This is a genomic window from Clostridium sp. 10cd* (genome assembly GCF_044336395.1).
GTDB lineage: Bacteria > Bacillota_I > Bacilli_A > Erysipelotrichales > Erysipelotrichaceae > Clostridium_AQ > Clostridium_AQ innocuum.
In genome coordinates, this window is record NZ_CP172347.1 from 3,952,124 (window position 1) to 3,973,502 (window position 21,379).

General features: G+C 44.3%; 24 protein-coding genes and 1 riboswitch. Of the genes, 3 read left to right on the top strand and 21 right to left on the bottom strand.

Annotation, left to right across the window (positions count from 1 at the left end; genetic code table 11):
* Position 1 precedes the first annotated feature (1 nt).
* The 3 genes from ACG3M1_RS19725 to ACG3M1_RS19735 form a co-directional block, all read right to left on the bottom strand.
* The gene (locus ACG3M1_RS19725; RefSeq protein ID WP_118002228.1) at positions 2–250 is read right to left on the bottom strand and encodes a spore coat protein CotJB; all 249 of its coding nucleotides are present in this window, start codon (positions 248–250) and stop codon (positions 2–4) included.
* Complete coding sequence (locus tag ACG3M1_RS19730) at positions 250–504, bottom strand: spore coat associated protein CotJA (protein ID WP_257335198.1); 255 nt, start codon at positions 502–504, stop codon at positions 250–252. Before ACG3M1_RS19730 ends, ACG3M1_RS19725 begins: the two co-directional genes overlap by 1 nt.
* Positions 505–729: 225 nt before the next feature.
* Positions 730–3,288: a YhgE/Pip family protein gene (locus ACG3M1_RS19735; RefSeq protein ID WP_395814486.1), complete on the bottom strand. Its 2,559-nt coding sequence runs from the start codon at positions 3,286–3,288 to the stop codon at positions 730–732.
* A gap of 209 nt (positions 3,289–3,497) precedes the next feature.
* Between ACG3M1_RS19735 and ACG3M1_RS19740 the strand changes: the two genes are divergently transcribed.
* The gene (locus ACG3M1_RS19740) at positions 3,498–3,914 is read left to right on the top strand and encodes an RrF2 family transcriptional regulator (protein ID WP_002605955.1); all 417 of its coding nucleotides are present in this window, start codon (positions 3,498–3,500) and stop codon (positions 3,912–3,914) included.
* Positions 3,915–4,208: 294 nt separating this feature from the next.
* Here the strand turns inward: ACG3M1_RS19740 and ACG3M1_RS19745 are convergent, their stop codons facing one another.
* The 8 genes from ACG3M1_RS19745 to ACG3M1_RS19780 all read right to left on the bottom strand — a co-directional run bounded on the left by ACG3M1_RS19745 (position 4,209) and on the right by ACG3M1_RS19780 (position 10,503).
* Positions 4,209–4,361 carry a hypothetical protein gene (locus tag ACG3M1_RS19745; protein WP_002605956.1) on the bottom strand — a complete coding sequence of 51 codons (153 nt, stop codon included), beginning with the start codon at positions 4,359–4,361 and terminating at the stop codon, positions 4,209–4,211.
* A gap of 43 nt (positions 4,362–4,404) precedes the next feature.
* The gene (locus tag ACG3M1_RS19750; RefSeq protein ID WP_002605957.1) at positions 4,405–4,851 is read right to left on the bottom strand and encodes a hypothetical protein; all 447 of its coding nucleotides are present in this window, start codon (positions 4,849–4,851) and stop codon (positions 4,405–4,407) included.
* Entirely contained in the window at positions 4,848–5,132 is a 285-nt protein-coding gene (locus ACG3M1_RS19755; RefSeq protein WP_002605958.1) for a GNAT family N-acetyltransferase, read from the bottom strand. The genes ACG3M1_RS19750 and ACG3M1_RS19755 overlap by 4 nt, the downstream gene beginning before the upstream one ends.
* A 348-nt stretch (positions 5,133–5,480) precedes the next feature.
* Entirely contained in the window at positions 5,481–6,845 is a 1,365-nt protein-coding gene (locus ACG3M1_RS19760) for an adenine deaminase C-terminal domain-containing protein (protein WP_395814489.1), read from the bottom strand.
* Complete coding sequence (locus ACG3M1_RS19765) at positions 6,833–7,252, bottom strand: amidohydrolase family protein (protein ID WP_395814493.1); 420 nt, start codon at positions 7,250–7,252, stop codon at positions 6,833–6,835. Before ACG3M1_RS19765 ends, ACG3M1_RS19760 begins: the two co-directional genes overlap by 13 nt.
* Positions 7,253–7,301: 49 nt before the next feature.
* Positions 7,302–8,636, bottom strand: a complete 1,335-nt coding sequence (locus tag ACG3M1_RS19770; protein WP_008816610.1) for an NCS2 family permease — start codon at positions 8,634–8,636, stop codon at positions 7,302–7,304.
* A 41-nt stretch (positions 8,637–8,677) separates the two neighbouring features.
* Positions 8,678–8,775: riboswitch (purine riboswitch) on the bottom strand.
* A 59-nt stretch (positions 8,776–8,834) separates the two neighbouring features.
* Complete coding sequence (locus tag ACG3M1_RS19775; protein WP_002605961.1) at positions 8,835–10,055, bottom strand: Zn-dependent hydrolase; 1,221 nt, start codon at positions 10,053–10,055, stop codon at positions 8,835–8,837.
* A gap of 97 nt (positions 10,056–10,152) precedes the next feature.
* Complete coding sequence (locus tag ACG3M1_RS19780; RefSeq protein ID WP_008728285.1) at positions 10,153–10,503, bottom strand: helix-turn-helix domain-containing protein; 351 nt, start codon at positions 10,501–10,503, stop codon at positions 10,153–10,155.
* A gap of 360 nt (positions 10,504–10,863) precedes the next feature.
* Here ACG3M1_RS19780 and ACG3M1_RS19785 point away from each other — a divergent pair, with 360 nt between their 5' ends.
* Positions 10,864–11,376, top strand: coding sequence for a hypothetical protein (locus ACG3M1_RS19785; protein ID WP_002605963.1), 513 nt, complete (start codon positions 10,864–10,866; stop codon positions 11,374–11,376).
* A gap of 400 nt (positions 11,377–11,776) precedes the next feature.
* Here ACG3M1_RS19785 and ACG3M1_RS19790 read toward each other — a convergent pair whose 3' ends face one another.
* The 3 genes from ACG3M1_RS19790 to ACG3M1_RS19800 all read right to left on the bottom strand — a co-directional run bounded on the left by ACG3M1_RS19790 (position 11,777) and on the right by ACG3M1_RS19800 (position 13,806).
* Positions 11,777–12,616, bottom strand: coding sequence for an AraC family transcriptional regulator (locus ACG3M1_RS19790; RefSeq protein WP_257335202.1), 840 nt, complete (start codon positions 12,614–12,616; stop codon positions 11,777–11,779).
* A gap of 91 nt (positions 12,617–12,707) precedes the next feature.
* Positions 12,708–13,073 (bottom strand): GNAT family N-acetyltransferase, encoded by a 366-nt coding sequence (locus ACG3M1_RS19795; protein ID WP_395814496.1) that lies wholly within the window; start codon positions 13,071–13,073, stop codon positions 12,708–12,710.
* A gap of 226 nt (positions 13,074–13,299) precedes the next feature.
* Complete coding sequence (locus ACG3M1_RS19800) at positions 13,300–13,806, bottom strand: GNAT family N-acetyltransferase (RefSeq protein WP_002605966.1); 507 nt, start codon at positions 13,804–13,806, stop codon at positions 13,300–13,302.
* 503 nt (positions 13,807–14,309) lie between these two features.
* Between ACG3M1_RS19800 and ACG3M1_RS19805 the strand changes: the two genes are divergently transcribed.
* Complete coding sequence (locus ACG3M1_RS19805) at positions 14,310–14,573, top strand: hypothetical protein (RefSeq protein ID WP_395814499.1); 264 nt, start codon at positions 14,310–14,312, stop codon at positions 14,571–14,573.
* Positions 14,574–15,052: 479 nt separating this feature from the next.
* On the opposite strand, the gene ACG3M1_RS19810 is transcribed toward ACG3M1_RS19805, so the two are convergent.
* Genes ACG3M1_RS19810 through ACG3M1_RS19840 form a run of 7 tightly spaced genes read right to left on the bottom strand, consistent with a single transcriptional unit; the run spans position 15,053 to position 21,376 of the window.
* Positions 15,053–15,880, bottom strand: a complete 828-nt coding sequence (locus ACG3M1_RS19810) for a CHAP domain-containing protein (RefSeq protein ID WP_257322957.1) — start codon at positions 15,878–15,880, stop codon at positions 15,053–15,055.
* A gap of 11 nt (positions 15,881–15,891) precedes the next feature.
* Positions 15,892–16,119, bottom strand: a complete 228-nt coding sequence (locus tag ACG3M1_RS19815; RefSeq protein ID WP_257322958.1) for a hypothetical protein — start codon at positions 16,117–16,119, stop codon at positions 15,892–15,894.
* A gap of 3 nt (positions 16,120–16,122) precedes the next feature.
* On the bottom strand, positions 16,123–16,533 hold the full coding sequence (locus tag ACG3M1_RS19820; RefSeq protein WP_008728273.1) for a hypothetical protein: 411 nt from the start codon (positions 16,531–16,533) through the stop codon (positions 16,123–16,125).
* A gap of 42 nt (positions 16,534–16,575) precedes the next feature.
* On the bottom strand, positions 16,576–20,367 hold the full coding sequence (locus tag ACG3M1_RS19825) for a tail fiber domain-containing protein (RefSeq protein ID WP_395814502.1): 3,792 nt from the start codon (positions 20,365–20,367) through the stop codon (positions 16,576–16,578).
* A 17-nt stretch (positions 20,368–20,384) separates the two neighbouring features.
* Entirely contained in the window at positions 20,385–20,753 is a 369-nt protein-coding gene (locus ACG3M1_RS19830) for a hypothetical protein (RefSeq protein ID WP_008728269.1), read from the bottom strand.
* Positions 20,743–21,009 (bottom strand): hypothetical protein, encoded by a 267-nt coding sequence (locus ACG3M1_RS19835; protein WP_008728267.1) that lies wholly within the window; start codon positions 21,007–21,009, stop codon positions 20,743–20,745. Before ACG3M1_RS19835 ends, ACG3M1_RS19830 begins: the two co-directional genes overlap by 11 nt.
* A gap of 10 nt (positions 21,010–21,019) precedes the next feature.
* On the bottom strand, positions 21,020–21,376 hold the full coding sequence (locus ACG3M1_RS19840; RefSeq protein WP_008728266.1) for a hypothetical protein: 357 nt from the start codon (positions 21,374–21,376) through the stop codon (positions 21,020–21,022).
* Between the last annotated feature and the right edge of the window lie 3 nt (positions 21,377–21,379).

Below are 21,379 nucleotides of genomic sequence, written 5' to 3' on the forward strand. Positions count from 1 at the left end.
ATCAATCCTCCCTTTCCCATGGCCAGGGCCCTTTGCTATACTCCCAGCTATCCGAGTGATTCTGCCGATTTGTCAATGGTCCGCAAAGATGTTCATACTCCTTTACAGCCTTCTCGCGTTCCTTCACGGCAGACTGATAATACTGCATTGCCTGTCTGTCATCAGGGTGTGAGTTTAAAAACAGTGCTGTTTCCTGAATCGCAAAATCCAGCATTTGAAGCTTTCTCAGCAGTTGCTTTCTATTCATCATCAGCACGCCCCCTCATCACCGAGAAAGGGTTTATCAAGAGCATGAAAAATCGTTCCTCTTTGAAACCCAATCTCTCTTTCATACGGTTTTTTCCATACCTGCATCGGTACATATGCCATACCAGGCATCTGTGCCTGCTGCCGTTGATGTTTGAGCTGCTGCTCCACAAAGTCCACATCATCATAACAGTATTCATCATTAGTTTCCCGCTCCCTGGGAATCCATGGACAGCACGCACCATTCGCATACTTCATATAAGTTCCTCCTAACCTGAGGCTTTCACCTCACTGCATAATATGAAAATACTGATAACAGGCATAGGACAAGCATATAGAAGATGAAAAATTCATTTCTCTATGCATGGAAGCAGATGAAAAAAGACCTATCGGCCGCAAAGTAATCAGAACGTTTGCATCGCTTCGATAAGTCCTTTTCAGATTGCTTATAATATGTTCAAAGTATGCTGGTTTACATAAGCACTAATGAAACTGCGCCAGCAATGTCTTTTCAAAATGATCTTCACTGACACTTGTTTTCCAGCGATAAAACAGAATGGAAAGAACAGAGAAGACTACAAGCATACCTGCAAAGACAAGAATATCCGGTGTAATGGATCCGCCGATTGCCAACGTATTGCGGAATGCATGCACACTGTAGCTGAATGGCATAAACGGATGAATCGCATTATAAAATCCAGAGGATGTTTCAATCGGATAGGTACCTGCCGCTCCCCCCAGCTGCAATACCATGAATATCAGAACAATAAAGCTTCCGATCTTTCCACAGGTGATGTTAAAGAAAACAATCATGGACATAAAGCCTGCGGAAACCAGTACCGCCATGACAAAGGTAAGCAGCGTCTGATAGGGAGACAGACCGTTAATCAGCATCAGCACGCCGATCATAACGACTGCCATCAATGTGGAGACCGTATACATAACAGAAGCCTTGCAAGCCCACATACGCAAACCGGACGTCGTTTTACCTGTGTTTTTCAACAGCGGATACATAAGAGTAAAGGCCATGCAGGCAACATACAGCCCGACAGACATCATATAGGGCGCCATCGCTGTACCATTGTTTTCCACATTGCTCAATTCCTGATGAGTTGTGACCACCGGCTGTGCCAGCATTTCCTTTGTATTCTGTGTTGCTGATACCGAGCTTTCTTCAGCTCCCTTATGCAGCGAGCTTGTCAGCGTATGGGAACCGTCCTTCAGCTGTAACAGTCCGCCTCCCAGTGTATTGGAGCCCTGCGCAAGCTGCTGAGCACCACTGCTGATTTGAGAAGCGCCGCCCTGCAGCTGAGCAGAGCCGTTTAATAATGTCGGACTGCTGCTGTTTAATGCTGAGGCTCCCTGATATAGAGAATCACTACCCGTTAGCAGATGTGTGATTCCGCCCTGTAAAGCAGGAATTGCAGAGTTCAGCTGTGTCGTACCTGTTTGTAATTGAGCTGCACCGGCTGTTAAAGCCGTAGATTTCTGTGATAAGGTGGAAAGACCGTTTCTAATCGTATCTACGCCCTTTGTATAAGCATGAATCCCCGAAGCCAGTCCCTGTTCACCAGATAAGGCTTTATCAGCATCTGCAAGGCCGCTTTGAAGCTGCTGCATACCCTGTATCAGACCCATGGTTTCTGCAGTGGAGCCCTGTGCATCCAGTGAACGCTGTACAGTGGAAAGACCCTGCTGCAGCTGCGCCAATGCCTGATCGTTTCCGCTGAGAAGAGCTGTCATCTCCTCACTTCCTTTGGAAAGCTTAGAGAGCCCTGTCTTGAGCACAGCATATTGCTGATTTAAATCATTCATATCCGCTGCCGCTTCTGTTAGCTGATTCACAGTATCCTCATAAGCATGCAAATCCTTCAATTTCTGTGCGGCTGCATTCAATCTCTGACTCGCATCTGTATTCTTGTTTATGATTGTCTGCAGCTGAGCCTCCAATGCCGCCGCCCCTTGTGTAACCTGCTTCAGACTATCTGCACTGCCGGTATTTTTTTCGTGCAAATAAGCAAGTAGATCAGCATGACTGTCGATACTTGATTTTATTGCAGTGGATAGCTCCTGCATACCAGACAGAACACGAGAGCTGCCCTTATGCAAATCGGAGGTTCCCTGCGCCAGAGCATTCACCCCCTGATTTAAAACTGCAGAGCTTTGCATTAACTGCTCACTTCCCTGTTGCAGGGCAGCTACACCGGTTGTATACGCCTCTACCCCCTGCTGCAGCTCACCGCTTCCTGTGTGCAGCGAGGATGCGCCGTTAACAAGCTGTACGCTTTTTCCATTCATCGAGCGGATACCGCTTCGCAGCTGCCTGCTTCCCTGTTGCAGCTGTGCCACTCCATCGGTATAAGCCTGCAGTCCCTGCTTCAGTGTTTCACTTCCGTCTTGAAAGGTCAGTGTACTGGAGGCAAGAGTGTTCAGATTATCCGTGATGGTCTGATTCCCTGCAATACTGTCGGATAATCCGTTCTGAATTTTCTGACTGCCCTTACCCGCTGTTTTCAAGCCGCTGCTCAACACCTGAACGTTGGAGAATAATGTATCGGCATAGGTTTTTGTCACAGTAGCGGAAATCTGTTCCCGTATCTTTGCAATCGCTGTCTCGTCCATTTTCGAGGCGATATAATTGGTACCGGGATTCGTTGTATACCTGAGCTCCATTTTTTTCGGATGTTTATCCATGAGCGTTGTTGCATTTGATGAAAAATTTTCAGGTATCGTTATAATCATATAATAAGAGCCATCCTTTAAGCCTTGGCTGGCTTTTGCGGCATCGACAAAGCAGAAATCCATTTCCTTTGCCTTTTTCAGATTCGCAACCAGATCCTCCCCGATATGAAGGCTGGAACCGTTATAGGTAACCTTATTGTCTTCATTTACTACTGCAACCGGTATTTTATCCGCATTTCCGTAAGGATCCCACATAGAACCCAGAAAAATACCTGAATACAGCATGGGAATCACAATAATCGCTGCCAGCACAACCTTGATCCATGTACTGCCTGCTATATTTTTCCATTCTTCCTTCATTATATCCTCTTCTTTCTTTTCTATCCATAGATATACCATATCCACGGAATACTGGAATTATAGTACATTATATGCTTGTGTCAACGCTCTTTACAGAAAGTTTAGAATTGTTATGAAAAATTCACACGAAAAAGACGGCTTGATTTAAGGAAAAGGCTTGCAAAGATAAAGAAAAAACAGCTATACTATACATGATAGAAGGTGAGAGTATGAGAATACGCGGCAGTCTGGAGCAGGCAATCTGTATCGTGCTGCTGATAAGTACAAGCAGCCGGCCGGTAAAAAGCAGCGAACTCAGTAAAAAGCTGAACGTATCAGATTCCTATTTAAAAAAAATCATGCGGCAGCTGGTCAAAGCGAAGATCGTTTCTTCAATCGCCAGTAAAAACGGCGGCTTTGTATTATTGAAAACCCCCTCCCGCATCACCTTTCTGGACCTGTTTAATGCCATCGAGGGGCAGGAGCAATTTGCTGTGAGTACAAGCCTTGTCGATCGGGTGTTTGATTCCAGAAAGCAGGTAAAGGAAAAGGAAGAAAAAATCATGCATTATCTGCATGGTGCGGAATTGGAATATCGAAAGAAATTAAAAGAAATCACCATCCAGCAAATTTTATCCGATGTCTGATAATAACAGCCACAAGACATGTTCATGCTGCTGTATATCATATCAGAAATGATAATATTTCTTACATAAACTATTTTATAAGCTTGCTTTAAAAAGAAAATAAAAAAAGCTACAGCCGGGGCTTTAACACTGGCAGAGTCATTTGCACTTTACTCACCATGTAACAGCCATAGGTAATCCAGGCAGCTTTCTTTGATTGTTAAGCTGCTTTTCTTTTTTCCTTTACACGATGTCCTAACGTGATAAGAAAAAGACTGAATCTTCAGGTATAGAAGGCTCAGTCTTTCCTTTTTCTCAATTTCCGCCGGGACCGTCCTGACGATCTCTTTCATCCGGATAATACTTCAGGTTATTGTTCGTCCATTGATTGTTGCCGGCTGTTTTCTTTGCTTCCTCACCATGCAGCAGCTCTTCGCTGTCACAGCAGGATTTTTTCTTCTGTTCCATGTTCATCACACTCCATTCTTAGTATGTGTCCGGAAGGGATTGACTATACCGATTCTTTGCCTGAAGCATACGGCCCGGTTATTTCCAAGACATTTCCTTCGGGGTCTGTGATATTGAAATACCAGTAAGGCATCGAGATTGAAACATAATATAAGGGAGAGAGCGGACTGATTTGCAGATTTTTCAAACGCGTATATTCTGACTGCAAATCCTCACAAACATAATTCTGAACCATTATATCATTCCCTTGGTTCACCGTCTGTATGCAGTCTTCGACATATGCATTATTATAGTGTTCGTCCACATCCTGTTCTTTTTGTACGCATTGCGCATCATATTCCGCATGCAGCACGGCAAGCGTATGCCCGCAGGAAAACTCCACCCATCGCTGTGCAGTAACTTCCTTCCCTTTTTGCTGAAGCAGCTGCTCGTAGAAGCTTACCGTATCACGAAAATGCAGTGCATTGATATATATACAAGCCAGCTTCATCGTGGTTCCTCCTTCATCCAAATATCCTGTTCCTTCTCATGCTTTTTCATCCAGGCAAGTGCATAGGGACTAAATGCCATACATTTCCAGCACTTCTTCCTTATCACAGCTGCCGCCTCCTTCATCAGTGCGCCTCTTATCCCCTGTCCGCGCAGGGATACATCGGCAAATGTATGATTGATATCCACGACCTGCTTGTCCACAAAGGGGAATGTAAACTCTGCAGGCAGCTGTCCCTGTTCCTCTATAAATATACGGTGATCCTCTCTGCTTATCTCCATAACAGTCTCCTCCCCATGCCATACGCACGACGATTACAGCTTCATTGTACCATAAATCATTTCTGCATTACTGAAATTAAATACCATTTTTAACTACCGTTTTATACCCGTGTCTTAATACAGGAAGCAGATTTTATAAAACAGAGCTTTATCCGCTGTTATCAGTTATAAACAAAGGAATCAGACTCATCGCACGAAGCTGATAAGCCTGATTCCCAATCTCTCAAAGTGTTCTGGTCTCGCTGCTTCCAAGTAAGAAGCAGAGCGCCCATAGCCTGCTCCTTAAGTGATGAACAGCTGTCACTGTTGTTGTTATTACAAACTAAGCGCATTTAACTCGCCTTGTTTTTATGCAAACAGCGGTACAATCTCCTTCTTTAAAACGTCAATCAGTCCGAGATCGGACATTTTCGCCTCCGGGATAACCGGTAAAGCAAGGGTTACGATTCTCAGCAGCGGGTTTTCCATATCCACAAGACCGAGCGCACGATTCGCATCCTTCATCAGTGCATTGTCAACTGCCAGCTCCTCTGCAGGCTTCAGCGAAATCAGTCCTGCCAGCGGAAGCTGCAAGGTATGAAGCACAGCTCCGTCCTTTACCGCACACATGCCGCCTCCACAGGCAATCAGCTCATTTGCGGCAAGCAACGCGTTCTCTGCAGTATCGTATACAATCGTCAGATTGTGTGAATCATGAGAAACCGTTGAAGCAAGAGCTCCGGTTGTCGTACCAAAGCCGCGCACAACACCAAGTGCAACTGTATCGTGCCCCTCATGACGGTTTACGACAGCTACAAACTTCAAATCATCATCATTCAGCTTCAGATAACCGTTTTCCACAGGAAGCTCCTCACAGCTTACCAGTGTGCTGGACAACAGCAGATCCTTATACTCCATCAGATTCACCTTAACCGTCCCGTTTTCCACAGGAGCCTGGATACGGAAATCCTCAACGCTTAACTTCTTCACATGCATGGAATTGCGATGCTCAATAGCATAGCTTTCATCCTTAATGTCTGCCAGCAGCTTTCCATTTTCCGCTACCAGCTCACCATTGTAAAATACATGACTCGGCTTCAATTCCTCCAGGCTTTCCACCAGCAGCATATCTGCAACAAAGCCAGGTGCAATCGCTCCCAGGTTTTCGATTTTGATTTCACGTGCCGTATTATAGGTAGCACTCTTAATAGCTGTTACCGGATCCATACCGCATCGAATGGCATTGCGGACTACATCATTCATATGTCCGTTGTTCAGAATATCATCCGCTTCGCGATCATCCGTACAGAAGCACAGGTGATCGAAGAATTTCACCTGCTTAACACCCTCCCAGATATCCTTTACATTCTTTGTGATGGAGCTGTCTCTGGCATCCACATACATTGCACTGCGCAGCTTTTCCAAGCCCTCATCCGATGCCCGTGTTTCATGACAGGTATTCGGACCACCGCACAGATAGGCAGACAGCATCCGCCCGCTGACATACGGTGCATGTCCCTGCATATACAGTCCGCGATCCTCCGCAACCTTCAGAATATCCATCATACGGTCCTCACCATGGATAACGGCAAGGAAATCCATAACCTCCGCAAGTCCGATGACACGCTTTAAGCCGCAAAGCTCTTCAATCTGTTCTGCCAGAAAATCCGCTCCCGCATTCTCCAGACCGGGTACGGCAGGCACACAGCTTGGAATATCGATCAGCTGACGCATGGGAGATCTTCTCCGCTGTCATGCATATAACGCACGCCCTCCATGCCCCATACATTGGCAATTTCATGCGGGTCGGTAATCACGGTCGTTGTCCCGTGAGGAAGAACTGCCTTTGCGAAATTACGCGGCGTCATCATGGAGCTTTCGATATGCTCATGCGCATCCAGAAAGCCGGGAATCAGATAGTGTCCCTGTCCATCCACAACGGTCGCTGCCTTGTCCAGATCCGCATCCAGATTCTTATATTCCACATGTGCAATCATACCATCATAAACAAATACATTGGCCGGATAGATTTCTCCGGTAATCACGTTGACCAGCTGAACATGTTTGATCAGCAAATCGCTTGGAATTTCACCAAGAGCCGCCTTGAGCAGCTGTTTTTTATCCTTTGGCTGCAGCTTCATATACAACACTTCCTTTCTCAAAAAGATGCACTCTCATGCATCTTTTGCTTTACCCGTATATAAAATAACAAATCAGTGGTATCGCCATAACATACATGATCGGATGTACTTCTCTGAATTTACCGGTTGCTGTTTTGATGAGTACGAATGCCAGAATACCGGCAGAGATACCGCTGGCGATAGAGCCTGTAAACACAGTGAACATAATCATGACAAACGGCCCGAAGGATTCTGTGAAATCTGCGAAATCAATATCCTTAAAGCCGCTGATCATCAAAAAGCCAACGAAAATCAGAGCCGGTCCGGTTGCCGCATTGGGAATCATCAGCACCAGCGGGGAGAGAAATACCATAATCATAAAGATAACGGATACCACAACACTTGTAAATCCCGTACGTCCGCCTGCTTCCACACCAGCACTGGATTCCACAAAGGTGGTGATGACCGTATTACCGGTAAGCGCACCGACACAGGTACCGATGGCATCTACCAGAAACGGCTGCTGGATATTCGGTAAATCCCCGTTTTCATCCAGCATGCCGGCTTTTGCACTGACACCGAGAATTGTCCCCAGCGTAGAAAAGAAATCTCCGCAGAACGCCGTAAAGATCAGAATGACGGATGAGAAACTGAATACGGATTTAAAATCCAGATTAAACATGACATTGCCCAGCCCTGTGAAATCAGGAACCTTGGCAAAGGTAGACGGCACTGTGGTAACCCCTGCCGGTATTCCCAGAAGCGTAACGATAACGATACCGATCAGAATAGCACCGTTCACCTTATACGCTGTCAGAATAGCGATGATAACAAGTCCCAGAACGGCCAGCATAACAGCAGGATCAGTGAAATTCCCCATGCCCATTCCGCTTTCCGTAAAGGCTGCAATCCCTGTATTTTTGAATCCCAGATAGGCGATAAAGAAGCCGATTGCGGTACCAATCGATATTTTAATGTTTTTTGGTATCGCCTTAACAATCAAATCACGGATACCGAAGATTGTCAGCAACAGAAAAATAACACCTGAAATCAGAGTCATTGCCATAGCACCGCCAAAGGACAACTGCTGGCTCTGAATCAGTGCCCCGAACATGAAGTTGCTTCCCATACCGGTTGCCAGTGCAAACGGGAGGTTTGCATACAATGCCATCAGCAGCGTAATCAGCCCACTGATAATGGCACAGGTGACAACAATCGCCTCCTTCGTAATCATGACGCCGTTGGCATCGATGATAAATGCGGCATCCCCATAGCCGACGATTGCCCCGGGCTGTACAACCAGAACATATGCCATTGTCATAAACGTGGTGATACCGGCGATAAGCTCTTTTTTATAGCTGGTATTGCGTTCCCTAAATTTGAAAAAATCTGCGATTTTGCTCATATTTTCCTCCTTAACCATGTCCTCACCATATTCCATGATATCCATGAAAGAAGAAGCACCATAGTATCTCATTTACGGTGAGATGTAGAGACTGTCGGCCATATCCCGACATTATATGGTGAGCACAACAGTGTTCATTATACCAAAGAGGAAGCAAAACTGTAAACGTCTATGCATAGGTAATTGTTTCCTGAATGCTTACAAATACTTCCGGAATGCCTCCAGCAAAAGCTGACACCCGTCTGCACAGTCCTTTTGTGTACTGTATTCCTCTTTACAGTGGGAGGCTCCTTCATGCTGAGAGCGTACAAAGATCATCGCTGTGGGACAAATGCCCTGAAAGTTCATACAGTCATGACCGGCGCCGCTGGCAAGTCGCAGAATCGGCAGCTGCAGTGTTTTACAGCAGACCTCCAGCTCCTGCTTCAGGCCTTCATCACATATCGCCGCCGGCAGCTGCTGTTCCAGGCGGCGTTCAATCCGTACTCCCTGTTCCTGTTCGAGCATTTCTTCAAACTCCTGCATTACATCCAGTATTTGCTGTATGACAGCATCATCCAGAGAGCGCAGATCCAGAGAAAAGCTTACACGATCACAAATGATATTGCAGGCGCCGGGGTAGGTATGAATTTCCCCGATTGTAGCCACCGTATGCGGCTGCTGCTGCGCAAGCTTCGTCATGTGCAGAATCCAGCGGGACATGGCGGTTACCGGATCATGACGACGATGCATCGGTGTTGCCCCCGCATGTGCACTTCTGCCATATATTGTGACCGTATATCTCACCAGCCCGGCAATCCCCTCAACAATTCCCACGGAGAGATTCTGTGCTGCCAGAACATCAGCCTGCTCAATATGTACCTCATAAAATGCTTCCAGCGATGACAGCTGGCAGGTCGCATAACACGCAGGATGATAGCCTGCCTGTGTCATTGCCTGTGCAAGTGTAATTCCCTTATGATCCACAGACAGCAGTCCGTCTTTTTCCACTTTCCCGCAAATCGAGCGGCTGCCAATCATGCCATATCCGAAACGGTTTCCTTCTTCATCCCGAAAGCCAATGACCATGATGGAACGCTGCGGCTGTATTCCTGCTTCCCGTATGGTCTGCAATACTTCAATACCTGTCAGCACTCCCAGACAGCCATCGAATATTCCGCCTTCCTTTACCGTATCGAAATGGGAGCCGCAAACAACAGGAGGCAGGTTTGGTTCAGCTCCCTTCAGCGTACCTATGATATTACCACAGGCATCAATCGTTACGTGAAGACCGGCTTCCCGCATCCATTCCGTCAGCTGAAAAGCTGCCGCCTCATCCTCTTTTGTGAACGAAAGCCGTGTTACACTTCCATCTTCTGCTTTTCCAATCTGCCCCAGTGTCTGTATATGATTCCATAAACGCTTCTCATTGATTCTCATAGGCTACCTCCTGATTATGAACATTATAGCTGATTGCTTCAAAAAAGCCAAGACAGCAGAAAAGACACCATCAAACCGGTGTCTTGTTCTTTCGGTGCTAACGATGAGAGGAGTTGAAGGATTTGGTAATACTTATGAAATCAAGCGTCAGACGCACCTGTGATGTTTCATCCCGGATACTGCGCAGCTCCCGCATCAGATTCAGCTCTATCGGCATCAGCACCTGCTCAGTCTGAATACCGCAGATTCTGCTGATATCCATATTCAGATAATTCGCTATTTTCAAAGCGACATGCAGAGGCATCGTCCGTTCCTTTTTCAGATATTTTGTTACAGAGTTTTTATCCAGCCCGACACTTCTTGCGAGAGAAGACTTCGTCATATCCAGATCCTCAATTCTGTCATTCACATAATCTATAAATTTATCAGTCATCACGTCATTTTGCATACTATCACCACTTATATGTTCATTATAGTATAAGTGTTACCATAACATCTAAATTTAAACTTATATTATGCCATATGTAATATTTACACAGTATTTTAGAATCTTTTTAGTTACTACATTATAAATAAATGATTGCATTTTATGCAAAATTCGTTTATAATAACGATACCGTCATCAGAATACCTGACTTTTAACTTCATTCTCACAAATCAGTATCTGATGACGGCCTGCCTAGGTATCTGACAGTAAAAAGCTGTCGGATTTTTTTATTTCACTGGTAATATTTACATACAAAACCATACGATTTCCTGCACCAAACCGGATAAAACATGATATGATAAACAAAAGGAGGCGTTTTCTATGAAAAAGCTGTTATTTGTCTTACTTGCAGGAATGCTTATGCTTACCGGATGCGGTGGAGGAAATGATGATAAGAGCGGGGAAGCACCAAAAAGCAATGATGAAAGCTCAACAGAATTATCTACAAAGGAAGTGAGTGCCAAGCTGCGTGAAATCAATGACTGGTATGTTACAAATATCTGGAATGTCGGTTTATGTGATATCGGGTATTACACTTCCAGCGGTACTTCTGCGACAGGAGAGGAGCTGGACATCGAACTGACATTAAAGCAGTATAACGAAGCTGTTGCAAAGCTTGAGGAATACAACACCTTTGTGAACGGATTAAAGGATAAGAAGTACGATGATGTGAAATTTGCATGGGAAAAGCTGTATAAGGGCATCAAGGAATCCGATAAAATCGTTCAAAGCAATGAAATTAAGGCGAAATCCGATCTGGATTTAAAAACAGACAAGCTGAGCCAGTATCAGACAGCATTCCAGAAATATATCAATGCTCTGAGTGAAAGCTGACAGCCTATAAATTCAGCAGCATATAATGGTGTTTCAGCGAATTCCACAATCATTTTAGTATTGGCAAAACAAAGAGCCCATGTTCTGCCTTCCTTCAATACGTTGAAGGACGCATAAGGTAAGCCGGAAAATATCCATTGAGATTAGAAGATCAATCCCTTTCGTGTTTAACGACAAGGTGAAATCTTCTTTTTTTACCTTAACGCACCAGCACATCGCATTATCCTGTACACACAAAAAAGGGGTATTCACAACCATTGCACGGCAACGATCATTAGCACTCCTTTTGTATGCTTATGTTTTTACATCCACCGGCTGCGTTTCTTTTACAGCTTGGTGAATCCTTTACTAACATGAAAGTATAACAGGTTCATGAATTTATAAGTATGCCTGTACAGCATCACCGCCGAATAATCGGAATCCATATTTCCATGTGATAATCCTTTGCCTCACATGATCCTTCTCCATACAGCTCCACGGTCGGCATGCTTTCATTTCGGTCATAGCCACTCGCTGGCAGCACTTCTGCATAAATAGTTTTCCACAATGCAGGCAAGCCCTCAGCTACTGGTCCGGTGTTCTGAAATATCATCCAATCTGCCGCGGGAAGCGCAAAGGCCTCATACTCTTCTGACAGCATACCTTCCACCGCAATCATATAGCGGTTATTGCCGTACTTATCATATCCGAAGCACAGGCCGTAGGAAACTGCCGTAGCTGCTTCCTGCATCATACGCTGCAATGTGCCATCTGCCTTTACATCCGACCAAAATTTTATTGAACGATTTTCATTTTGTGTAGAAATCACGGAATGACCGGACAGATGCATACCGGCTTTCCTTTTTATTTCATATTTCATTTCTGTATTTCCGTGCACAGTGATAGCAAAGGATCTCGGCAGAAACAGCGGAAGCTGCAGATTCTGTTTTCTGGCCTGGCTCGGTGAACAGCCGAAGGCTCTGCGAAAAGCTGCCGCAAATACATCTGCGCTTTCATAGCCGTATTCCAATGCAATATCCAGTATGCGTTTCCTGCTATGAATAATTTCCACAGCAGCCTGCGATAGCCTTCTCGCTTTGACATATTCCAGATAACTCATATGATTCAGTAATGAGAATACTCTTTGAAAATCCGCATAGGAGCACCCGCTAAGCTGGGCAAGCTTAGCGCAATCCAAATCCTCCCTCAAATGTTGCTCCGTATAAGCCATGACCCTGTTGATTCCTGTAATCAGCTCCATCACCATCCTCCTTTCATTCAAAGTATAACCGGAATCGCATTAGAAAACCCGATGTTTAGAGAATTGATTTTATCGGGTTTATATTTTGTTTTTACAGCGCCTTTTCCATTAAATCAACCTGATCATCAACAGCCTGTAATTGTTCTTTAAGTGTATAAAATCCATTGTGTTTCCAAAAGGAAGCAGCTTCCGCATTACCGTGTATACAGCCAAGACGCACACTGGTGATTCCCTGATTTGTAAGCTGTTTAAAAACACCCTTCATGATATTGGAGCCTGTACCTTTTCCCTGCTCTGAAACATCCAACATAAACAGACCGATATATGCAACTTGTGGTTTCGGATAATCGAAGATCAGATCCAGAATCGCAATTAGTGTCTGATCCTTTTGAAAAAAGCCGAGGAAGTATTTATCGTCTGCAGTCTTTCCCGGTGGAGTGCGGGATAAGTCCTCCATGATATTTTCATGTGTTGGCGCTGTTTTGAAGTATTTGTATTAGGTTTTATTTGCCTTGCATAGCGCATATATGTTTTCCACATCCTCTGGACAGAGTCTGCGGACGTGAAATGTATCAGAAAAATCTGTGAGCTTCATAAGCATCCTCCTTATCGCATGGTATTTCGACAACCGCTGCAGCAGCTATATCACAGTCTGAGAAGAAACCATTTCGGTAGCCGGTATGCTAACTAGTCTTAATAAACTCCGATTTCAACAATATGTACCGGCTCTTGACCGGATTCTGTAAGGTAAAGCCGCAGGATAGCAATGTTTTTTCTGAAGCATGATTCTCCCTATCGATGTCAGCAGTAATTCTGTAGGCGTCTGGAAAAGAAAATATCCTGTTTACCAGCAATTTCAGCATATCTTTTCCAAGGCCTTTACCAATACAGTCTTCTTCACCGATAAGATAATCAATGCCATATGTTCCAATGCGTGGTAGTGTACCAAAATCTTCTTCACTATCTGTAGCCTTGTAATACTGACATAGACCAATCGGTTTTTCTTGCCACATAACAATGAGATGTGTGATCCATTGATATTTTCCGTTTCGCTCTTTATATTCCATCATCCAGTCTTCGAGCGTAACACCAAGCTGTGGAATTTCATACCATTTTCTTACATGAGCCTTATGCAGCCAAGCCTCGGCCAGTGCAAGGTCACTTTCTGTGAATTCTCGTAATTGCAACATGGTTTTCCTCCTTTTTTCTGCTATCTATATATATGTAATAGATAATAACCCCATGATCTCTTGTGAAATGCATGCTGTTTTTAGCCTTTTGATAAGGAAGGCACAGAAATATCCCGTCCTTTTCTCTTATCATCCTGATAAAAATATCATAGCATACTCTGCGCTTATCTACAATGAAAGATGGATGTATCAAATCCTGCTTCGTTTTCTATCGGGGAAGAGAAGTATAAAATGCGGATTCCAATCAAAAAAGTTGGACAAATCATCAAATAAGCCTTTATTTATCGGCTTTTTTCGATGACATCCAACTTGGCACTTTTATTTGGTGGAGGTGAGGAGATTTTATATTTTGTGTTTTTTCAAGTTTTTTTATATTCATTTGCGTATATTCATACTTACTCTTCCTTATATATTATCACCTATCTTCACTTGTCGTCAGTTGTCAATTACTATAATCGTAATTTTTGTGTACATTTGTGGTATGATTTTATTGAGGTGATAGTATGCAAAGAATGTACAAAAAATATATAGAAGTAGAAATGCTCGTCGATAAAATGGGCGATATCACTCCCCTGGCGTTGATATGGGATGGTGAGCGTTATGAGGTGGACAAGATTATACGTCATAAGCCACAAGCCCATAGCCAAAACTGCGGTGGTGGTGGTGAAATGTTTGTTGTGCAGGTTGGAGCAGCGACCAGAACTATATACTACGAGTATATGGGTCCCGGAAAATTCAGGTGGTTTATTGAGAGCTTAAGACCATAAAAACTCCTGCGCATAGACAGGAGCTGGCAGCGCTCGGAAGATATGATACGGACTTGGGGGAGAGTAAGATATCTATGCTGCCGTGCACATTATCTCACATAAAAATTTAAAAAAGGAAATAAATCATCAAATACGGGATTTCTTGTTAAAAATCCCGTACTTTTTATTACTTAGTCAACAGTCTTACAATGTCCATGATAGCCAGTAACGCTTTTTCATTCAGCATTTCTAGGCGTTCAATGATATACTGTATCATTTCTTCTCTTTTCATGCGATACCCCTCCGTTTATATAGGCTCTCCCCATCCACCTATATAAAATAATAAAAAACCACCCTTAGGTGGTCAATACCGCAAAGTTAGATACTGCCTAGGTATCATCCTTAGTGTGTGGCGCGGTATAACGATATTATAGTATAGTTAACGATTTTTCGCAATAAAAAAAAGCCACCCATCCCCGAAGGAATGAGTGGTTATTTTCTTATTCCAGATCAGATTTACGTACCCAGCTCATGATTTCTTTCAGTAGTACCTTATCCCCGCTGATCTGCTTGACTGTGTAAGTCGTACCTTTTACAAACGCCGGAATACTCTGCCCTGTTGCGTATGTCTTGGCCGTCTTTTTAACTTTGACCTTTTTGCCGACTGCAATCACCGCAGCTGCGCCGGTTACCTGTAAATCGGATGTTTTAACCCATGATACAAGCTCTTTGATCAGCGCCTTACTGCCGGATACCTGCTGTACGGTGTATGTCTTGCCTTTAGCCCATGCAGGGATCGTCTGGCCAGTAGCGTACTTTTTAGCGCTGGACTTGATTTTGACCTTATTGCCCGCCTTAATGCCGGTAGTAGCAGGCTTACTGGTTGATGGTTTACTTACTTCTGCTTTTGGCAGCTTTTCATGTACCAGATATCCTAAAAATTTCATTCCTTTGTAGCCATTCGGATTTCCTTTGATATATTCAAATGCTGCACCTCCATAGTTGGACTGGCTCCATGCTATCGTGTCGGTGTCGATAAGCTCCTCACAGACTGCCACATGCCCCCACTGTCCGGACTGCCAGATCATGAGTGCACCCTCCACAGCGTATTTAGACCGCTTAAACCCGTTTGAGTAGTTATCCCATAGCTCCTGTGCGCCGTTTACCCGTGGGCTATCCAAATACTCCTCACGTCCTAAAATCTCGCTGATACGAGCTGTAGCATAGGTAAAGCAGTTTGGCATTGCCACTCCTGTACGTCGCAGCGCCCAATCCATCCAATTACTGCCTGTCAATCCGGACAGGCTTGTTCTTTTCTTAAATGCCATTTTGTTTCCTCCTATTTATCCATAAGGTCATCGATTCTATGATGAGCTGATTTGATACTGTTTTCTGCAACCGCCATACGCTCTACAACATTGTTGTGTTTTTCCACTTTTTTTGTAAGGTCGTCTATTTTATACTGCATGACAGCTGTCGATTTGTTGTTGATCACTACCGTTGCTATCAATGAAGGTATGGCTGTGCATATGCCTCCAATCAGAGCCACAATAATTACATCCGACATGTCTTACTCCTTTGTATCCACCGCAGCTGCGACCTCAGAGGGCTTACCGTTTAAAATATTGATAAACGTACTGTATGCATCCTTGATATAGCGCCATGCTGCTACGCCGATTGTGGCAGCAATCATAGCCACAGTAATGAGGTCATGCACCTGCTCATTGATATCCGGCACATACTGTGTAAGCAGCGTTGTGGCTGCATCTACGGCGGTAACCATCAGCATAGTACCAATGACCAGCACCAAGGCTTTTTTAACTCCCTGCCACAGCCGTTTAGCGTCAAAGTGCTCTCCTGTGATGTTAATGTTGTGGTAAAGGCTCAGCACCACGTTAGATGCAAAAGCCAGTAGTAAAATAGCGTAGCAGACCAGCACCATGCTGAGGTCTGCCAGTAAAACAGTGTAAAGCATATCCATGTTCCTTCTCCTTTCGCCTGTTAAGGCATATTTAAAGAGAGCCTATGAGCGGCTCTCTAATTGCTGTATTCTATATTGTAATTGCGATATCTCGAAGTCTCGTTTTTGCAGCTCCTGCTGTAGCTCTTGTGCATCCTGCTGTCGGCTGGCCTTTATGCTCAGCAGCTCATCGTCAATGGCGTCTACTCGCTTTATGGTCTTTTGTACCATGTGCATGTTCAGGGATGTCAACTGTTCGTAGGAAATGGAATAGGAATCTTCACGTATATCATGCTCATATAAAGCAAATTCATTTTCACTGATTCCATTTTTATCCATTGCCTCTTTTACCCATTGTGCAATTAGTCCACACTGAGTCTTACCAGGTGTACTGATAAGCTCATACGTTACAGGTTTTAAATCCATATACATGCTTTCATATCGTACATCATATTTTTTCACATTCGTTTTAAGCCGTATATCAGACGATGTACTGCACGTATTGGCGGCATATAATCGGTACCATCTATATGATGCCCCACTGCCACCTAATGCTGTTCCAGCTTGCAGTGGCCTGAAAAACCCAGAGCTCCAGTTTGCGTCATAGTATTTACCATAATGCTCTAGGCGCCCGTTGCCATAGCTGGAAAAAATAATACTTGCAGCCGCTGAAATACCTGCTTCACCCGTATTACCGTACGCATAAACACTTGTGCTCCCTGACATCAAAGCACAACGATAATTTGAGTTTACTGTGATATAGTTATAGCTATTGGTATATAGGTTACGAATGTAGTTTGATGAATTGAAATAGATATACTTTGTGGTATTTACGTTCTGGTTCAAGTAAATGTTATTGCCGACAGTCAAGTTAGTTGAGACGCTAATCGTCGTATTAGACGTAAGGCTACCAGCCGTTACCGTGCCCAGATTTGCGGTTAGAGCGCTCAGTGATGTTACGCTGATTTTATCTGCTGTTATAGTCTTAGAGGCTATCTTTGCACCTGTGATAGTGTTAGCTGCAATCTGAGTGGCTGTAATAGTGCCTGATGCGATTTTTGCAGCTGTAATAGTTCTGGTTTTGATATTTCCGCCATCTATACTCGTTTGTCCGCTTGTAGACAAATTTGTCATCGTAACATATCCCGTAAGCTCCAACTTGCTTGCCTGTATCTTTATCGCCTCCGCAGACTGGTTGATAGTAGATATAATTGCCCCCTTGTCGGTCTTGTTTGCTACTGTCGTACTCAGTCCGTTTACCGTGGCGGTTATCTCAGTTACTTTGCTGCTGGCGCTGTTTGCTGTAGTCTCAACCGATGATATTCTGCCACTGAATCCATTGACTGTCTGCTCCAACGTTGTTGTTTTATCGGATACTGTTTTTATGGATGCGTCTATATCCTCCGGAGCTGGCACCCATGTTGGAGCCTTATCACCCTCAACTAAGATAAGGCTGTGGTACCAGACTATATCACCAACCGCCCAAGGGTCTGCGGCATTAGCTGTATAAAATATAAATTGATAATGTGTGTTACTATTAGCTGTAAACGTGTGTGTAAACTTATTCCACTCAGTTGTGATATCACAATAGAGTATGCCGTTCTGTTCACTACCAAGGCCAAGTCGTACGGCCTTTGATGCTTTAACGAACACCATCCATGTATATTTTTTTCCAGTTTCTAATTTGCGTGAACCGCCATGATAAATGCCGCCAGTTCCTGCCGCTGTACAAGTCGCCTGCATCGCCTTACCGCTGATTGCTGTAGCCTCATCAACAATTTGTACAGACCATTTGCTAGTTACATAGTTAACCGCAGCCTTATCCGGTCTTGTATTAGTGATGAGATTCCGTCCACCTATCTCCATGTTATTGAGATTATCTATGCTAGTAGAGTGACTAGACACCGTACTGTTAATGCCGTTTACAGTCTGTATGAGGCTGCTGTAATTGGTCTGCAAGGTTGACACATCACCTTTAGCTTGTGACACATCGGTAATTAGTGACGAGATTTTACCCTGCTCAACAGACAATGCCGTGCTCAGCGTGCTTATGTCTCCTTTGATGGTATTATACACGACGGACAAAGATTGATTTGCACCATCCACCAAAATATGGCTAGACTTTATCACCTCTGTACCGTCGTTAATCTCTTTTACCAATGATGTGATGTTGATTTTATCTCCCGATATGTTGGCATTATCGGCCACCATGCTATCCACGATAATTGGTCGTTGAATACCAGATGCAGTTATGCCGGCTGCATCAAACATCAGCTTCCCGGCGGCATCCCAGACATACATGTTGTAGTCTCCGGATGCATCTTTGCCAATTTGTACTCTTGGCCTTGTGATATCTTTTATCTGGAGGGTTTCGCCGTATATATCTAACCGTCCGGACTGTGATTTAAAGTGTATACTGCTAGCATCAATCGTACCGGCAGTTACTTTATCAGCTGCTACGCTGTCAATCATGGCCGACTTTATCAACGCGTTGGATATCGTTGTGTTGTCAGCATTTAAGACTATAGTCTGTGTGCTGCCTGCCGTTACACTGCCTGCGAGCAGGGTGTTGACACGCTCCAAATCAACATCCAGTACGTGCACCTCGGCTTTGGTGGCATATAGGTCCTGCACGTACTCTTTAGATACGTAGGATGTCTCTATGATTGCTACCTTTGCAGTAAGCTCTGTGACGTCCAGGTTTTCAATTTCTGCGTCCAGAGCAATGAGCTTTTTATTGACCTCCAGGTAGTTTGTGTTGATGGTCTCAAACTCGCCCTCAAAGGCCGTAATCTTATCGGTGATGACTTGCTTTGTGCTTACGAGGTCTGAGTAAGTCCTATCCACTTTTGTTTGTAGAGGGCCTTTATAGCCTGTATCCTGCTCCTGCTCGGTCTTGCCTTTTGACTCTACGGTCCCGTAAAATCCACCGTCACAGCTAAACTCATAGTCCATGAGAGGGATAACATAAGCATTACCTGCATTATCCATTACACGCACGAGGTCACCTGCCTCAACGTCAGGTTGAGCCATGCGCCAGTTAAGCTTAGCAGCTCTGTACGTAAAGCCCTTAATCCGGTTGTATAAGACAGTGATGCGCTCCTGAGTCATCCCGGGGCAACTAAAATAGATACCAACGCCGGTTCCCGCAGACACAGAGTGCTCCTCGTCGATTGTACAATCCAACCGGTTAATAAAGGTGTCTTCCTCATCCATTTCCAGCGGATCAGCAAATCGGCTCGGGGATATAGTAAGACCTGCGTCGGTATACCATACCAGCCTGAGCTTACCGTCTTTATCCATGACAGCATTTTTGCCACAGTACGCAGCGAGTACACTTACAGCCTCAATGATAGTAAGCCCCTGCAGGCTATCGACTTTGTAGGTAACATCATCAGCTCCGCCTGCATACTCAATACCTATTTTTTTGCATTGCTCCTGCAGGATAGCGTCTATCTTTTGATTACCGGACAAGCCAGTAAAAAACCCTTTATAGCAAAGGGCAAAGTTATCATATGCGGTAAGCTTTATAAACTCCCCAGAGCGTACCGGCTTTTCAAGGTTATAGACACCTTTTTTTATCCACTCGACTGTACCGTCATCCAGCTCCAAGCCGATGTATGGTATTGCTTGACGTCCTTTAAGGATAGTGTTTTTAGGCACGTCTGTGAGGATAAACTCAATATAAGATGACACAGCATCCCCAAACGTGATTTGTTCGGATGAGTTTGTGCCGCCTTTAAGCTTAAAGCTCTTTATGCCAGTATACGCAGTACCTGCAATGTCGATTTTCAGCCGGAAGTGGCGGCCAGATTTGGATATCGCTGTTTTATACTTATCGGATGTGGTTATCATTGTACCACCTCCTTGTGCTAATCTTCGATTTTAAGCATAAATTCCACTGATTCAAGCTCATTCGCTGTCAGCTCCACGCGATCCAATTCGTCGAGGGTAAGCTGGCGCACGTCAATTTCTTCCTCTAATTCCAAGAGCTCCTTATATTCATCAAAATACTTCTTGCGAGCTGTTAAGTCATCATCTGGTATAGAGTAATTGCCGTTTTTCTCGACACCATATTTTTTGATTAAATCCGTGCGCTGCTCCTCTAAAAATACAGCCTGCTTTTTCACGGATTCCAGCGTCTTTTTGATATGGTATGACTGCTTTACAGGTAAAGCAGTGTTGAGCATCTTACCAAGCGCTGACTGTGCGTCTACAATCTGTTTGTTTTTAAGCTGCATTTTTGTTACCTCCTGCCAGTTCCTCAATGATTGCATCCTGCTCCGTATAAATCTCATCCTCTGCTGCAGCTTCTGCCGCTCTTATCTCTGTGCGATTAGCCTTATAGATAGTCTGATTACTAATATAATGCGTCAAGTTTGCATTTTCCGGATTGCCGGTATTGATTGTAGCTCTTACCTGCTCGACCTGTACATTGTCCACCATAATGTCTTTTGTAATCTCGATATTTTTATTTGATTTTGTAGTTACTGCCATAATATCCTCCTTATTGCTGTATTATTTTTACAGTCGCTTTTTTGTACCAATAGATGCCATCACCTAAGAACCCTATGTGCTCCTCGTTGATCGTACCCCGATATGATGTGATAGAGAGATTTGCACCTCCGCCGCCGTTAAAAACAAAAGGGAAGAATCCTGCAATCAGATTTTTTCTGATTTTAGCCATTTCTGATTCTTGGAGTACTCCCCACTCAATCGTTACCGTTTTTTTCTCGGCCACGACGTCACCAGCCATAGCGCCGCTTGACGTACGTCCGGTGTTACTCGACCATATGATCTCGTTGTCAATTTTTATTACGGTAGGCGCAGGTAGCGCCACACCGTTTGCCGTGAGTATTGCCATACC

Coding starts and splice junctions, on each gene's coding strand:
- ACG3M1_RS19805 (WP_395814499.1), top strand. CDS start 14,310: ATGCAAAGAATGTACAAAAAATATATAGAAGTAGAAATGCTCGTCGAT.
- ACG3M1_RS19760 (WP_395814489.1), bottom strand. CDS start 6,845: ATGCGTCAGCTGATCGATATTCCAAGCTGTGTGCCTGCCGTACCCGGT.
- ACG3M1_RS19815 (WP_257322958.1), bottom strand. CDS start 16,119: ATGTCGGATGTAATTATTGTGGCTCTGATTGGAGGCATATGCACAGCC.
- ACG3M1_RS19730 (WP_257335198.1), bottom strand. CDS start 504: ATGAAGTATGCGAATGGTGCGTGCTGTCCATGGATTCCCAGGGAGCGG.
- ACG3M1_RS19795 (WP_395814496.1), bottom strand. CDS start 13,073: ATGGAGGACTTATCCCGCACTCCACCGGGAAAGACTGCAGACGATAAA.
- ACG3M1_RS19800 (WP_002605966.1), bottom strand. CDS start 13,806: ATGTTGCAATTACGAGAATTCACAGAAAGTGACCTTGCACTGGCCGAG.
- ACG3M1_RS19830 (WP_008728269.1), bottom strand. CDS start 20,753: ATGCAGCTTAAAAACAAACAGATTGTAGACGCACAGTCAGCGCTTGGT.
- ACG3M1_RS19810 (WP_257322957.1), bottom strand. CDS start 15,880: ATGGCATTTAAGAAAAGAACAAGCCTGTCCGGATTGACAGGCAGTAAT.
- ACG3M1_RS19790 (WP_257335202.1), bottom strand. CDS start 12,616: ATGGAGCTGATTACAGGAATCAACAGGGTCATGGCTTATACGGAGCAA.
- ACG3M1_RS19725 (WP_118002228.1), bottom strand. CDS start 250: ATGATGAATAGAAAGCAACTGCTGAGAAAGCTTCAAATGCTGGATTTT.
- ACG3M1_RS19785 (WP_002605963.1), top strand. CDS start 10,864: ATGAAAAAGCTGTTATTTGTCTTACTTGCAGGAATGCTTATGCTTACC.
- ACG3M1_RS19750 (WP_002605957.1), bottom strand. CDS start 4,851: ATGAAGCTGGCTTGTATATATATCAATGCACTGCATTTTCGTGATACG.
- ACG3M1_RS19735 (WP_395814486.1), bottom strand. CDS start 3,288: ATGAAGGAAGAATGGAAAAATATAGCAGGCAGTACATGGATCAAGGTT.
- ACG3M1_RS19770 (WP_008816610.1), bottom strand. CDS start 8,636: ATGAGCAAAATCGCAGATTTTTTCAAATTTAGGGAACGCAATACCAGC.
- ACG3M1_RS19835 (WP_008728267.1), bottom strand. CDS start 21,009: ATGGCAGTAACTACAAAATCAAATAAAAATATCGAGATTACAAAAGAC.
- ACG3M1_RS19745 (WP_002605956.1), bottom strand. CDS start 4,361: ATGGAACAGAAGAAAAAATCCTGCTGTGACAGCGAAGAGCTGCTGCAT.
- ACG3M1_RS19820 (WP_008728273.1), bottom strand. CDS start 16,533: ATGGATATGCTTTACACTGTTTTACTGGCAGACCTCAGCATGGTGCTG.
- ACG3M1_RS19755 (WP_002605958.1), bottom strand. CDS start 5,132: ATGGAGATAAGCAGAGAGGATCACCGTATATTTATAGAGGAACAGGGA.
- ACG3M1_RS19740 (WP_002605955.1), top strand. CDS start 3,498: ATGAGAATACGCGGCAGTCTGGAGCAGGCAATCTGTATCGTGCTGCTG.
- ACG3M1_RS19825 (WP_395814502.1), bottom strand. CDS start 20,367: ATGATAACCACATCCGATAAGTATAAAACAGCGATATCCAAATCTGGC.
- ACG3M1_RS19775 (WP_002605961.1), bottom strand. CDS start 10,055: ATGAGAATCAATGAGAAGCGTTTATGGAATCATATACAGACACTGGGG.
- ACG3M1_RS19780 (WP_008728285.1), bottom strand. CDS start 10,503: ATGCAAAATGACGTGATGACTGATAAATTTATAGATTATGTGAATGAC.
- ACG3M1_RS19840 (WP_008728266.1), bottom strand. CDS start 21,376: ATGGCAATACTCACGGCAAACGGTGTGGCGCTACCTGCGCCTACCGTA.
- ACG3M1_RS19765 (WP_395814493.1), bottom strand. CDS start 7,252: ATGAAGCTGCAGCCAAAGGATAAAAAACAGCTGCTCAAGGCGGCTCTT.